Annotated in this window: 10 protein-coding genes; 3 read left to right on the top strand and 7 right to left on the bottom strand. The window is 47.5% G+C overall.

Going from position 1 to position 13,850, the window contains the following annotated elements:
* Nucleotides 1-7: 7 nt before the first annotated feature.
* From SEDOR53_RS0100740 to SEDOR53_RS16690, 3 genes are read left to right on the top strand one after another with little or no spacing between them, the layout of a single operon-like run.
* On the top strand, nucleotides 8-1,948 hold the full coding sequence (locus SEDOR53_RS0100740) for a nucleoside-diphosphate sugar epimerase/dehydratase (RefSeq protein ID WP_026767990.1): 1,941 nt from the start codon (nucleotides 8-10) through the stop codon (nucleotides 1,946-1,948).
* Nucleotides 1,949-2,002: 54 nt separating this feature from the next.
* Nucleotides 2,003-3,622, top strand: a complete 1,620-nt coding sequence (locus tag SEDOR53_RS0100735) for a capsule assembly Wzi family protein (RefSeq protein WP_198018757.1) — start codon at nucleotides 2,003-2,005, stop codon at nucleotides 3,620-3,622.
* A 28-nt stretch (nucleotides 3,623-3,650) separates the two neighbouring features.
* The gene (locus tag SEDOR53_RS16690) at nucleotides 3,651-5,237 is read left to right on the top strand and encodes a capsule assembly Wzi family protein (protein WP_198018756.1); all 1,587 of its coding nucleotides are present in this window, start codon (nucleotides 3,651-3,653) and stop codon (nucleotides 5,235-5,237) included.
* Here SEDOR53_RS16690 and SEDOR53_RS0100725 read toward each other — a convergent pair.
* From SEDOR53_RS0100725 to SEDOR53_RS0100695, 7 genes are all read right to left on the bottom strand, one after another.
* Nucleotides 5,234-6,286, bottom strand: coding sequence for a hypothetical protein (locus SEDOR53_RS0100725; RefSeq protein ID WP_026767988.1), 1,053 nt, complete (start codon nucleotides 6,284-6,286; stop codon nucleotides 5,234-5,236). The two genes, SEDOR53_RS16690 and SEDOR53_RS0100725, sit on opposite strands and share 4 nt — an antisense overlap.
* A 119-nt stretch (nucleotides 6,287-6,405) precedes the next feature.
* On the bottom strand, nucleotides 6,406-8,703 hold the full coding sequence (locus SEDOR53_RS16685) for an SLBB domain-containing protein (RefSeq protein WP_051416419.1): 2,298 nt from the start codon (nucleotides 8,701-8,703) through the stop codon (nucleotides 6,406-6,408).
* 45 nt (nucleotides 8,704-8,748) lie between these two features.
* Nucleotides 8,749-10,392: a capsule assembly Wzi family protein gene (locus tag SEDOR53_RS0100715; RefSeq protein WP_026767987.1), complete on the bottom strand. Its 1,644-nt coding sequence runs from the start codon at nucleotides 10,390-10,392 to the stop codon at nucleotides 8,749-8,751.
* 135 nt (nucleotides 10,393-10,527) lie between these two features.
* Nucleotides 10,528-11,931 (bottom strand): undecaprenyl-phosphate glucose phosphotransferase, encoded by a 1,404-nt coding sequence (locus SEDOR53_RS18420; protein WP_051416418.1) that lies wholly within the window; start codon nucleotides 11,929-11,931, stop codon nucleotides 10,528-10,530.
* A gap of 100 nt (nucleotides 11,932-12,031) precedes the next feature.
* Nucleotides 12,032-12,808 carry a WecB/TagA/CpsF family glycosyltransferase gene (locus tag SEDOR53_RS0100705; RefSeq protein ID WP_037360258.1) on the bottom strand — a complete coding sequence of 259 codons (777 nt, stop codon included), beginning with the start codon at nucleotides 12,806-12,808 and terminating at the stop codon, nucleotides 12,032-12,034.
* A gap of 26 nt (nucleotides 12,809-12,834) precedes the next feature.
* Nucleotides 12,835-13,212 (bottom strand): hypothetical protein, encoded by a 378-nt coding sequence (locus SEDOR53_RS0100700; RefSeq protein WP_026767985.1) that lies wholly within the window; start codon nucleotides 13,210-13,212, stop codon nucleotides 12,835-12,837.
* 2 nt (nucleotides 13,213-13,214) lie between these two features.
* Nucleotides 13,215-13,820, bottom strand: coding sequence for a hypothetical protein (locus tag SEDOR53_RS0100695; protein WP_026767984.1), 606 nt, complete (start codon nucleotides 13,818-13,820; stop codon nucleotides 13,215-13,217).
* Nucleotides 13,821-13,850 lie beyond the last annotated feature (30 nt).

The following is a 13,850-nucleotide window of genomic DNA, read 5'->3' as shown; positions in this document are numbered from 1 at the left end:
TATAAACATGTTTAAACACATAAACATTGTTCCACGTTGGATCATCTTTCTGATTGATCTTGTTATTTGCTGCTTTTCGTTCATTTTTTCTTCACTGATTAAATACAACCTAACTCTTGGTGGACTCAATTTACATGACTTGAGTGGCAATTTACTCATCATTATACTCATTAATTCTATTGTATTTATCAATTTCCGGACTTATGCAGGCATTATCCGCTATACAGGAGTACAAGATGCTTTAAGAATTTGCTATGCAATAGCTATGTCGACCAGTGTATTGTTTTTTATTAGTCTCGTGTCTTCCAATTCGGGCAGCGCACTTTTCTTTTCTAATGTAACTCTGATCATTTATGCATTCTTTAGTTTTTTATTTTTGATTTCTTACAGAGTATTGGTAAAATATACTTTTGCGTACTTCCGAAACTATAAAATGGACCGGAAGAATGTAATTATATACGGTGCAGGAGAAGCAGGATTTGCAACTAAAAGAGTATTAGAACATGATACTACTTCAAATGTTAATATTGTGGCTTTTGTAGATGATGACTTACGTAAAGTGGGTAAAGTAGTTGATGGCATTAAAATTAGCCATACGTTGGATCTTCAAACTCTTTCATTGACGCAGAAAATTGATGAAATTATTATAGCTGCCTTTAACCTCCCTCCGGCAAAAAAGAATGAACTGGTTGACTTTTGTTTAGACCATGATATTACCGTGTTAAATGTTCCTCCTTTAGATAAATGGATTAATGGTCAGTTCTCGGCTCGTCAACTTCAAACTATTAAGATTGAAAACCTTTTAGAAAGAGAACCTATCCGCATTAATAATGAAGAGATTGGTAATCAGATAAAGAATAAGCGGATATTGGTTACAGGTGCTGCCGGGTCAATTGGTAGTGAGATCGTTCGACAACTCCTAAAATTTGATCCTCAGACAATTGTACTTTGTGATCAGGCAGAAACGCCTTTACATCAATTAGAACTAGAATTACAAGATATAAAGACCTCTACTAACTATGTTTCTTACCTGGGAGATGTAACGAATAGGGATCGAATGGAAGAACTTTTTAACCTATTTGAACCACATTATGTGTATCATGCGGCAGCTTACAAGCATGTTCCTATGATGGAACTTTGCCCTTCTGAAGCAATTTTAACTAACGTATTGGGGACAAGAATTATAGCTGATCTTGCTGTAAAGTATAAAGCACAGCGATTCGTAATGGTGTCTACTGATAAAGCAGTCAATCCTACCAATGTAATGGGAGCTTCTAAACGACTAGCTGAAACTTATGTACAATCATTGCATTATCACCAGATCGCGAATCTGATTAACAATAACCATCACACTACCACAAAATTCATTACTACTCGTTTCGGAAACGTATTAGGGTCTAATGGCTCAGTAATTATTAGATTTAAGGAGCAGATTCAGAAGGGAGGGCCAGTAACAGTGACACATCCTAATATTACTCGTTTCTTCATGACCATCCCTGAAGCTTGTCAGCTTGTGTTAGAAGCTGGGTCTATGGGGAAGGGGGGAGAAATCTTTGTGTTTGACATGGGGAAACCTGTTCCTATTGTGGATTTGGCTAAAAAAATGATTAGATTATACGGATTGGTACCTGGCATTGATGTTGATATAAAATATACTGGCTTAAGACCAGGTGAAAAATTATATGAAGAATTACTGACAGACTCTGAAAATACTTTGCCGACCTATCATGAAAAGATCATGATAGCGAAAGTAAGGCAAAATCATCTGGATGATATGCTGCATCATTTTGAGGACTTATTTGCATTAGCCAAACAAAAGGACGGCATGATGCAGATGGTAGCGAAAATGAAAGAACTGGTTCCGGAGTTTGTTAGTAATAATTCGGTGTTTGAGCAGTTGGATGGGGATAAGGCGGCGGTTATTGAGATGAATAGAGCTGTTTCGTAATCGGGCAGGTCCCTCGGCGTGCTTCGCTTGCTCGGGATGACGATTAATAAGGATATGAAGAACAAGTATAGAGTTAGCTTACTGAAATTAGGTAAGCTTTTTGTTTTTTTAATGGGTGGATTGCAGGCAGCTGCCCAGGGAGTGGAGATAGGATCGGTAAATGATCAGGCACTGCGGATGTTGCAATTGCAAGGGAAATTGAATGCAAAGTATTCTCTAATGGCACGACCTTTTTTTGCGGAAGGGGCCATTACAACTGACAGCATTTATAAACTGATTGATGATAGTGCCAGTATAAATGTGACCAGGAAACGAATAGGAGACAAAGGGGTATTAGAAATTTTCCCTCTTACCATCAACAGTCAGTTGAATACACATCACCCTTATGGATGGAATCAACCTGGGTTTGTACAGGCGAATGGATGGCAGGGGCTTATTACTGCCGGCGCTTATACTGCTATTGGGCCATTGAGCATACAGGTAAAGCCTGTAGTAGTATACGCTGCTAACACCGGGTTTGAACATACTAACACCTATGGTGCGGTAACAAGAGGTAGTTACTCGCGTGTCTTACCCGGCCAATCCAGTATCCGGCTGAATGCCGGAGCTGTTTCATTAGGTATTTCTACGGAAAATCTTTGGTGGGGGCCGGGTAGTTTTAATTCCTTGCTGATGAGCAATAACGCACCCGGATTCCTGCACCTTACTTTCAATTCTACAAGGCCTGTAAAAACTCCCATCGGTAGTTTTGAATGGCAATTGGTGAGTGGGAAACTTTATGAGGATACTATGCTATTAAGGGAAGATAAGAACCTGACTACTACGTATTATAATCCCAAAAATTATGATGGTAGTGGTTATAGTGGTCCCTATGACCCGCATCAAAAATGGCGATATTTCAATGGTGTTACTATCACTTACCAACCCAAATGGATCAAAGGGCTCTTCCTGGGCATTAATAGAATAGCCTATGCATACAATGATAGTTTGCAAAGTGGGAATAGCAATTTCTTCCACAGCTATATGCCTGTGATCTTTGGTGTATTTAGAGAGAGCTATGCTTACGGAACACGACAAGGGGTAAAAAAAAGGTACAAACAAATGCTAAGCTTGCACGCACGTTATCTATTCCCCCAAGCTCATACCGAAATTTATGCTGAATATGGCTGGGGAGATAATCTGCTCAATATCCGCGACTTTGTGCTTAATGTACCCCATTCAACTGCATATATTCTGGGTGCCCGAAAAATGGTTCCTCTAAACGCGAAGAATCAATGGCTGGACGTACAAGCAGAATTGACCAGGCTTTCACAGCCTTCGGACTATATTCCGCGAACTGCTGGTAATTGGTATGGATACCAAGGTGGCTATACTCAGCAAAGCCGCATAATCGGCGCCGGTATTGGCCCTGGCAACAATGTACAAACCTTCGCCACCACCTGGGTACACGGTTGGAAACGGTTGGGTATAAAATTGGAACGGCTCCAGCACGATCCTAACAGTTACCCCGTGTACTGGTCAGATTATTCTGTAGGCTTTACCGGCCAGCAACGTTTCGGTAAATGGATAGCGAGTTCACTCCTGCAATTCATCCAGTCGAAAAACTATACCTGGGAAGCCGGAAAAGACCGCTTCAACTTTTATGGAACCCTGAACCTCACTTATGTATTCTAAGCTATTTTTATTTTTTGCTTTATCCTTTTTGACAATTAATGAAGGTTGGGGGCAGTCTTTCACTAGTGACCGGATTAAAGAGCTGTTCCGCAACCAGCAATTATTGGGTACTTATCAACCCAACCATTCACTCTTGGTGAATGCCAACCAGGTGCCATTGACCGACCTGGATTCGGCGCTGGACATAAAAGCACAGCAACCTCTTATAGAGTTCCTCCCGGCCCAACTGGTACAGCAATACAACAGCCAATTACCTTACGACTGGAACAATGGCACCATGATACCCGCCCGCGGTTACCAGTTACAAGCTTCTGTAGGTGTGCACGCACAACTGGGCCGCCACCTCGAAATACAACTGGCCCCCGAAGCGGTACTCGCCGAAAACAAATCCTTTGAACAGTTCTCTTCTCAATTGAGCGATAAATCCTGGGCGGCGCGATACCGTTTCTGGAACACCATCGACATGCCCGACCGTTTCGGCAACGGCCATTACCAGAAACTGTTCCCCGGCCAGTCATTCATCCGCTACAATACCCGCTCCCTTTCCTTCGGTATTTCTACGCAAAGCCTATGGTGGGGTCCCGGTTACCGCAATGCGCTCATCATGAGCAGCAACGCCCCCGGCTTCCTGCACGCTACCATCAATACCATCCGCCCGCTGCACACCGGCATAGGCGATTTTGAAGGGCAGATTATTGCCGGCAAACTGGATGGCAGTGATGTATTGCCACCCCGCATCTACAGTGTGTACAACGGCCAGTTCCTGTACCAGCCCAAAAACGATGAATGGCGCTACCTGGCCGGGATGGCGCTCACCTGGCGACCCAAGTGGACGCCCAACCTCTTCCTGGGCTTCGCCAAAGCCTCTTACCTCTACCACAGCGACATCACCAACCCGTTAGATGTATTGCCTTTTGAAGGCTTCCTGGGACACAGCCGTACCCAGGCCGAACGCACCGGTAAAAAAGCTTCCCTGGGCTCTTTGTTCATGCGCTATATCATGCCCAAAGAACAGGCTGAAATGTACCTGGAATACGGCCGCAAAGACATTTCCATGATGCCATGGAACGTGCTGCAGAACGCTCCCTACCGCAGGGCCTTCACCGGCGGCTTCCGCAAACTCTTCAATTGGAAAAACCAAAGCCACATTCTGCTGGCAGTAGAACTAACGCAATTACAGGCCTCCGATGCCACCCTCATACGCAACCCCGATAGCTGGTACACCCATGCCTACGTGCGGCAGGGCTATACGCAACTGGGACGTCCGCTGGGCGCCGGCATAGGCCCTGGCAGCAACAGCGAGACACTGGAAATAGCCTGGGTAAAAGGACTGAAAAAAATAGGCATCCAGTTTGAACGCCTCCGCCACAACGGCGATTTTTACTATTATGCTTTTGAATCGATCGGCGACTTCCGCCGCAACTGGGTAGACCTCTCTACCACCTTCAAAGCCGATTGGAACTACCAGCGTTTCTTCTTCTCCGGCCAGCTCGGCATCATCCGCTCCCTCAACTACCAATGGCTGGTAATACAGATAGACCCCCGCAACTATTTTGCACCGGGTAACGAGTATTTGAATATCGCCGCTAAAATAGGTGTTGGCTACCGGTTTTAAACGGGCTTCCGGTAAAACCAGGCCAGCAACAGCACGCTTCCCACAAACCCAATGGTTCCTCCCGCCGCGGCCGCCATCCACCAATGCCATTCATTTTTCTTCAATGGTAACTCCGGCGTGTCTACCACCTGCACGGTGGGCGTTTCCTGTATCAGCGCCGTTCTGCTGATCTCCAGGTTCTTCACTATTTCTGCATAGATCGTTCCCTGCACCACTTTATCCCTCGAAGAAATTTCCGCTGTTACCTCCGGCGCCGTATAAGCCGGGTTTACATCGAGCAACATGCGGCTGGCATCGGCTGCCGAATAGGTTTTGCGGTTCAGGGCATATTGTAAACTGTCGGCCTTGGCCTGTAAACGCTTTACATTGGTAGACAACCTGCGCGTTTTGGTTTCAATATAAAAATCGGCCGACTCCTGTAACAGTCTTTTACAGAACAACTGGCTCAGTTGCTCATTGCGCATGGTGGTTTGCATTTCAAAAAAGCCCAGCTTTCGGTCGGGCTTGGCAATGCTCAGCTCTTTTTCTCCTATCTGCTTGATGATGCGTTGCAGCAGACTGTCTCCCAGCCGGCCGAACGTGCTGTGGCCGGGTGTGAAATCTACCTGTTTGCCTACCTTGCTGCTGTTCTTCCATTTTTCTTTCCATCCGTAAGTATCGGCGTAGAGGTCGGCCAGGGAATATTGTTTGTTGCTGTCGATAGGCGTGAGCAGGGTTTTTTTGATCAGGTGCTGGCTGCGTACCAGCTCCAGCACGTTATCGCCGGCCAGCACACCGCTGGCGCCGCCAGAGAGGCTGCCGATATCGAAGCCGAATTGTCCCGCCAGGGCGCTCATGATGGAGCCGCCGCCTGTTTTGGAGTCTTCTACCACAAAGCTGAGGCGGGCTGTGTAGGTGACCGGTCTTAACCAGGCTAATACCAATCCCACTACAATACCTGCTATGGTTACCAGCATCCAGGTGCGTACCTGGCCTAAGGCTGCCCTTATGCGTTGCAGGGCTTGTTGCCATTGGGGTTGGAATGAATAGGGTTCGTCTTCGGGTAGCATGATTTATTTTATTTTTTACTCGTCACCCTGAGCGAGCGAAGCGAGTCGAAGGGGCTGCCCGAATGTTCAGCAGGTCCTTCGACTCGCTTCGCTCGCTCAGGATGACGTTTTTTTTTCGGTTATTTTCTGAGTACTGCTATCAAACTAATCAGCGCAGTGAAAGAGCCGGTGAGCGCTGAAATTTCTATCACCGATAAGCCGTGCTTTTCTCCTTCGATCCGCTCAGGCACAATGATCTTGCTGCCGGGCATTACACGCGGGTAATGGCGGAAGAAAAGAAAATGACGGATCTTTTTGTTGATGCCGTTGCTGTACGCCACATACGCTTTGCGCAGGTTCCCCTTATCGGTAACACCACCCGCATCGGAAATATAAGACAACATGCGGCCGGAGCCATAGCTCAGGATTTGCGGCGTGAACACAGCTCCCTGTACTTCTACAAAAGGCACGTTGCGTGGCACATAGATACTATCATCGGGCAGCAGCAGGAATTTTTCATTGCTGCGGTTGCCCGCTTCAAACAAATTGGTGCCTACCCGCAAATGGTTGCGGTACACCTGCACATTGGCCATCGATGCATAAGGTGTAATACCTCCGGCGCGTACCAGCAGCTCCTGCACGGTTTCATCTCTCCGCTCCAGCGCATAATCGCCTGAGTACAACACTTCACCCCGGAGCTTCACATTGCCCAGGGTATGGTAGTTGAGCAGTTTGGGAACGAATACATAATCGAGCGGCTGCAACAGGGTATGACTGCTTTGCTGTAGGGTAGAATCTACATCTACCTTTAACAGGCTGAGCAGTTGGTTGGCCAGTGTATCGGATTTATTTTTCTCTAATCGTGATATCTCCACTTTGTGGGTAGCGGCATCGGCCGTAAAGCCGCCCGCCATCACAATAGCGTCTTCTACTGAAATGCCCTGCCGGAACTCGAATGAGCCCGGGTTGCGCACATTACCGCCAACGGTAACGCTCAGTACATCCCGTATGCTGTCGCGCGCAGGTATGTAAACAGAGTCTTCACGGATCAGTGCAATATCATTGGTTTTGCCCGATTGTATTTGGTTGAGGTCGAAAGAGACCAGCTCGCGCACAGCGCCATTGTCGCGGAAGCGCACAATATATCCCCGGTTGCGGAACGCGTCTTCGCGCAGGCCATCGGCCTTACGGATCAGTTGGGTAAGGGTGAGGTCCTGGCTCAATTCATAATTGCCGGGATGGTACACCGCACCGCTGATAACGACCCGGTTACTGAAACGGCTGAGTATTTTTTCTACCTGCACCGAATCGCCGTTGCGGGGAAGGAAATAAGCAAAATCAGCGGCAGCCACATCACGCACTTTCCTTTCTTTATCGCCCAACTGTACCAGCTTCACCGCGTCTTTGAAAGCATGATCGCCCAGGCCGCCGCCATAGCTAACGAGATCGGCCAGGGTTTCTTTGCCCAGCAGCTCATAGATCGCCGGGCGCTTTACTTCACCCGCCAGCATCACCCTTTTCTCGTACACAGGAAAACGGATCACATCCTGGTCCTGCAAACGGATATTGGGTAATGTGCCCTTTTGTAAGAATTCATAAAAGTCAACCGTCTGCAATACTTTATTGTCGCGGATCAGCTCAATTTTTCGCAAAGAGCCGTTCTGTGAAGGACCGCCGGAGAGATACAATACATTGAAAAAACTGGCCAGGGCTGTTACCGTATAATTACCCGGCTTCTCGGCTTCGCCGATCACACTGATCCGGATGCTCCGCACATTGCCCAGAGAAAGGTACAAGCGGGTGCGGCCCGATGCCAGCCCGGGGTAAGGAACGCGCAGCCGGTTTTTGATTTGCTGCATGGCCTGGTCGATGGTGAGGCCGTTCAGGTTCACAAAACCGGCATGGGGCAATTCATAATTGCCTTCGCGGCTGATCACAGCCGTATTGGTGAGTTCATTGAGGCCCGAAAGAGAAAGCGTTAATTCATCATTGGCGCCCAGCACATAGCTGGCCGGGGTGGCCACATTGAAATTGGGCTCAAAAGACATTTCCGGACTATTGAAAAAATCAAACCCATAGTAAGGAGAATTTTTTTTCAGCTGCGGCATTTCAAAGATCCAGGTAGAGTCGCGCATGAAATTACTAGTATCCTTGATGATGTTGTTGGTGTTGAACCGCGGCGATTTGGAGCCGGACTGTAACTGAATGAGTCTTTTTTTGAAAGCATTCACTTCAGTAGGACTCATCCCTTTCTGCACCAGTAAACGAACGGCATCGCTTTCAGACATGCCCGACTTCTGCGCCTGCTGCCACAGTTGAATGATCTGCTGGTCGGACAGTTGCGATACTTTGCCCGAGAAACTGCCGTTCTGCGCCAGGGCGGCGGTACCTATTAAAGTAAACAACAGCCAGCCCAGGCCACGGAGAAAATGCTTCATAGTATGGAATAAGTGCGACAAATATATAGGTTTTGAGGGAGAGGCTTAGAGCCCGTAACTGACGCCGAGGTTCAGGGTATGGTCGTTGTATGACTGTCCTGTTTTATAATCGGTTACATGCAGGTTGCTGATAGAGCCGCGCAGGTACAGTTTGTGCACCCATTGATAAGAGAGGCTGCCATACCATTCCTGCCGATGGTTTTGCAGGTCGAACAGGAAGGGCGGTTGCGGCTGTGCAAAATATTGCTGGTCTACAGTGCCGGGTCCGCCCTTGCGGATGTACTGGTAGCGCACCATGCACTGGAGGCGGGGAGCAGGGGTGTATTTGAGGAAAGCGATCCACCGGTCGGCATTATTGCCCATCCAGTCGCCCAGCAGGTAACTGTCGTGCGTATACAGTTGGGCGGGTATCAGGTTGCTGTACACAAAGGGCCTGATCTTGGTATATTCGGCGCCGATGGTGAGATAAGGGATGAACGCATCAGTAACGGAAGCGCCGATATTCATACCTACCTGATTGCGGTTTTTTACCTTATCGAACACCTTTGACAGGAGTATCTCGTCGATGAACAGGGTCGAATACAAATGGGTTTTGGGCAACTGGTTGCGCGAGCTCACCTGGAAAAAGAACTGACCGTTTGAGCCGTTGTTATTGTTGTTGTCATTGACCAGGTTGTCATAAGCTTTGAAGAACATGATAGGGATCAGGTAGCCCAGCTCCAGCCGGTCGCTGTAGATCATCGATTCGCCTAAGCTGATATCCAATCCTTTTGTGGGTGTGATCTGTACGCTATGCGTGGCCATGTATTTGGCGATGGTGAACTCGCGAATGCCACCATAAACGGTGTTGCCGGTACGGTAGGAGCGGGTAGAGTCTATAATATCTGAATGCAGCCAGGCATGCGTATAGTTGAAGCTGAGCCAGGGCAGGGGCCGGTAATCGAGGCGTATATAGGGATAGGTAGGGGCTTTATCAGACAGCACCATGCGCCCGTTCTCGCCATAGCCCCATAGCAGGTGGTCTTGCCCGATGCTCACGGAACCATTCTTCCAGGTATAGGCCAGCCCGGCGCGTATGGCGGTGTAGTTCTGGCTTTTTTTATTGTCGGCGATGCGGCCCACGATACCGGTTTCGGGCGTGTTTTGCCTGGTAGTATCCATACCCGGGCCTTTTTCGTTGATATCGTTCAGGGTAATGTACCACGACCAATGCTTACCGCCATACCCGTAAATATTGAACCCGGAGCTGTATTGCTTCACATCCTTGCCGCTGCCGCGTATATAAGCGGCGGTGATCACCGGATCGACCCTGAGCAGGAACTGTTTACCGGTATAAGAAAAAAGGCGCCAGCGGGAGTAGCCGTCTTTTTTGAAAACGGTAGGTTTGCTATCGATGGCCGATGAGTCGCGATACAGTTCTCTTTCATCGGTATACTCTTGCAGGTAGAAATCGAGTTCTTTTTGTTCTACGCGGCTGAGCTGTGTTTTGTGGGCCGTCAGGCTGTCGAGACATTGTTCAATATAAATACGGCTGAGCGGCCGGATATTATCGTTGAAAACGATCAATCCCTTCTGCGCCATACGGGAAAGGTAATTGTACACTTCACTGCGGTGGTCTTCCCAAACCGACTGCGACTGAACTGCCATATAAAACAACACCAATGCTACTGTAAGAAACGCCTTTCTCATTCAAAAAAAATTTTACAATTACCCGTCATCTTGAGTGCCCCTCCGTTCGTCATCCTGAGCGAGCGAAGCGAGTCGAAGGACCTGCTGGAGGTTCGGGCAGATCCCTCGGCTGCGCTCGGGATGACGCACTATTGACTAATACGCATTCTGATCCCCCCGGCAGATATTGATCACCGTTTGCAGGATGATCTGGCAATCGAGCCAGAACGTCCAGCGATGGATATAATAGAGATCGAAATTCACACGCCGCTGCATGGAACCGGGGCTGCGTGTTTCACCACGGCAACCATTCACCTGTGCCCATCCTGAAATACCCGGCTTCACCACATGGCGTAACATGTAATTGTCTACCGTTTGCATAGATTCCAGGTTCAGGGGTGTGGGGTGCGGGCGCGGACCCACCACCGACATATTACCCAGCAACACATTCCAGAACTGTGGCAGTTCATCGAGGTTGGTGCGGCGTAACACAGCTCCCAGCGGGGTAACGCGCGGATCATTTTTTAAGGCCTGGTTATAACGCCCATTACTATCCGTATCGCGGCTTTCATTTACCATGGTACGGAACTTATAACAGGTGATCTTTTCGTTGTTGAGACCCCATCTTTCCTGCTTGAAAATAACAGACCCCCTGGAGGTAAGTTTAATGGCTATCGCAATCAGGGGGAGCAGCCAGCTACCGATCAACAGGAAGAAAAGAAGGGAAAACAACACGTCGAAACTGCGTTTGAGAAGCTTGTTCTCTTCTTTGTCGAGCGGCAGTTCGCGGATATTGATCACCGATAACTGACCGATATTATTGACCTGTATGGAAGAGGTAGCGAACTGTTGCGCATCGGGAATGATCCTTGCTTTGGTACCGTAATAGTCACAGATCTGGATACATTCCTGGATCATTTTGCTTTGGGCGTTGGGCAGGGCGATGACCACTTCATCTACCATCTTACCTTGTAAAAGGGCAGGCAGTTGAGAAAGCCCCCCGTGATAAGTACAGCCGTTCATTTTAGGCGTATGGTCGTCGATGAACCCAATGCATTTATAGCCGTAGTAATAATATTTATTGATGGTCTCGTAAAAATCGAGGGCGCTGTTGGTGGCGCCTACCAGCAAGAGGTTGTCGAGCAGCTTGCCCTGGAAAAGGGCCGAGTGCAGGTATTTACGGATGATGTATTTGGTAATGGTGAAGAACCCAAAGAGCAGGGCGATGAAAGTGACGAAGAACAAGCTGCTGAATTGAAAATAATCCTGGAGGAAAAAAGAAATGGAACTGAGCAGGATGCTGTAGATGACCAGTGTGTAAGCAATAAAGACGATCTCTTCAGAATACTTGTTAGACCGCCGGTCTTTGTATAGTTTGGAAAAAGCGGTGGCAACATACCAGGTGGTGAGGGCGATCAATAAAAAAAGATAATTGCTGGCATCGTTGGCGAAAATACTTTGTTTGAGAACCAGGCGTCTTGCCACTATAAAAGAGATCCCGATCACAGGACCGTCGATGATGTATTTAATGAGCGTGTACCGGTTATACGACTTGGTCATAATGCGTTCAAAAGGATATTAGCGCGTTGATAGGGGGGATACCAACAATTTTCATGCTAAAATAGTTGAATATTTAATAGCCACCTAAGAAAGACCCGGTTTAGGGGATAAAACGCTGCTTGCTGATTTTCTGCCTCACTACCAGGGGGATGAAGCGGGGCGCCTCCACAAAATAACGGTTGAACAGGCGCCGGGGTTCTTTGTAAAAGCGGTACAGCCATTCCAGTCCGTTCTGTTGCATGAAACGGGGCGCCCGAGGAATCAGTCCGGCCGCTACTTCAAAAGCGCCGCCCACGCCAATGGCTACTTTCACCTCCAGTTGGTCCAGGTGATCATATATCCAGAAATCCTGCTTGGGGGCCGTAAGGCTCACCCAGAGGATATCGGGTTTGGCCTCATTGATGAGCCGGATCATTTTTTGGTTTTCGGCCTCGCTGAACTGTTCGGCAAAGGGAGGGGAGTACAGGCCGGTGATGCGGATGCCGGGGAAGCGCTGTTCATAGGCTGTTTTGAGCTGTTCGGCCACCCCTTCTTTAGCGCCCAGTAGGAACATGCTATAATTTCTATGCGAACACTCTTCCATGTATTGGGGAAGCAGGTCGAGGCCCGTTACGCGGCCTTTCAGGGGGCTGCCCAGCAGTTTGGAGGCCCAGATCAGGGGAACGCCGTCGCACAAAGTGAGATCGGCGCTGTTGTACAATGCTTTGAGCGGCTCGTTGCGGTGTGCCCACACCACGCAGTTGACAGGCGTAACGCAAACCCTTTTTTTCTCACCGGCCTCCACCCACCGGTTGAAGATATCCATCGTTTCCCGCAAACTAACATTGCTGATGCCCGTTCCGGCAATATTCACTTTAGCGGCAGTTTGCTCGTTCATAACCTGGTGTAGGGTTGGTTTTACTCCTATTGTTCCTGCAACTTGTTTTGCAAAGAGGCAGTAAGTGCTGTTAAGGCTGGGGAGAATTGTTCACTTTGTAGCTGTGTGTACTTTAATTCAATGGTATGGTATAATCCTTCCAAAAAATCAAATTCCTGCACTACAACTGCATCCTTGCATCGAACAGTTTCTGAGATCAGCTCACTTTTACCTGCATTAAAAATGGAAAAGTTGACGCATGGCAATTTTTCATCACCATAAAAATATTTGTCCACCCTTAGGACTTGGTTATTAAAGGCAGATTCATAAGAAAATAGCCCCTTTCCCTTCTGCCACTGAAGTAATCCATGAGTGGTAGCATCTTTCACTGTATTGGCTAGTAATATAAATTGTTCATTGAACATAACTACGACTTTAACGTGTTTTCACAGGATTCGAATTCGAGGAGTACTTTTTGGATATGGAGTTGATGACGGCTACGTGGAAAATTTTTAATCGTTGTTTCATCCATTGCTATCAATTCTTGCTCCATTTGCTCTAACAAAACTAATGCCTTTTTGCCATCTATCAATACTCCCTTTAAACCTCCCTGCCCTTGTAACATGGACTGCAGATAGGTATAGGCACGGTTTATTTCATATCCGTAATCAGTAACAGTGCTTCTGGAAATATTGATGTCCGTTTCCATCCGGTCGTTCAGAGATTCAAGTACTCTCTTAATGTATCCACATTTAACCAGCGAATTAGTTTTGTAATCCTGCTCTCGAATATCCTCCAGCGCCTTATCTCTGATTATCTGATCGCTTTCTAATTTAGACACCTGGAATACAGTCATAACCAACCCAATAATGGTAAAGAAATTACAGACTGTAGCAAAGAAATTTATTTCAAGAACTCCACTTTCCCATAGATGATATTCATAGCCAAACCAGTGCCAGCAGAGATACGAAAGTAAGACTGATACAAACAGAATGGAGAGAAACAACAATAACACCTTTCTGATGGCATTCATATGTATCCAGAATATTTGTAATGATTGAAT

Source organism: Asinibacterium sp. OR53, from assembly GCF_000515315.1.
In the GTDB taxonomy this organism is placed as follows: Bacteria; Bacteroidota; Bacteroidia; order Chitinophagales; family Chitinophagaceae; genus Sediminibacterium.
The sequence above is the reverse complement of the archived record's forward strand: the minus strand, read 5'-3'. Positions and strand labels throughout refer to the sequence as shown.

What these genes read in the sequence shown, in the direction of transcription:
- SEDOR53_RS0100695 (WP_026767984.1), bottom strand. Translation starts at nt 13,820, where the DNA reads ATGAATGCCATCAGAAAGGTGTTATTGTTGTTTCTCTCCATTCTGTTT.
- SEDOR53_RS0100705 (WP_037360258.1), bottom strand. Translation starts at nt 12,808, where the DNA reads ATGAACGAGCAAACTGCCGCTAAAGTGAATATTGCCGGAACGGGCATC.
- SEDOR53_RS0100725 (WP_026767988.1), bottom strand. Translation starts at nt 6,286, where the DNA reads ATGCTACCCGAAGACGAACCCTATTCATTCCAACCCCAATGGCAACAA.
- SEDOR53_RS18420 (WP_051416418.1), bottom strand. Translation starts at nt 11,931, where the DNA reads ATGACCAAGTCGTATAACCGGTACACGCTCATTAAATACATCATCGAC.
- SEDOR53_RS16685 (WP_051416419.1), bottom strand. Translation starts at nt 8,703, where the DNA reads ATGAAGCATTTTCTCCGTGGCCTGGGCTGGCTGTTGTTTACTTTAATA.
- SEDOR53_RS0100715 (WP_026767987.1), bottom strand. Translation starts at nt 10,392, where the DNA reads ATGAGAAAGGCGTTTCTTACAGTAGCATTGGTGTTGTTTTATATGGCA.
- SEDOR53_RS0100735 (WP_198018757.1), top strand. Translation starts at nt 2,003, where the DNA reads ATGAAGAACAAGTATAGAGTTAGCTTACTGAAATTAGGTAAGCTTTTT.
- SEDOR53_RS0100740 (WP_026767990.1), top strand. Translation starts at nt 8, where the DNA reads ATGTTTAAACACATAAACATTGTTCCACGTTGGATCATCTTTCTGATT.
- SEDOR53_RS0100700 (WP_026767985.1), bottom strand. Translation starts at nt 13,212, where the DNA reads ATGTTCAATGAACAATTTATATTACTAGCCAATACAGTGAAAGATGCT.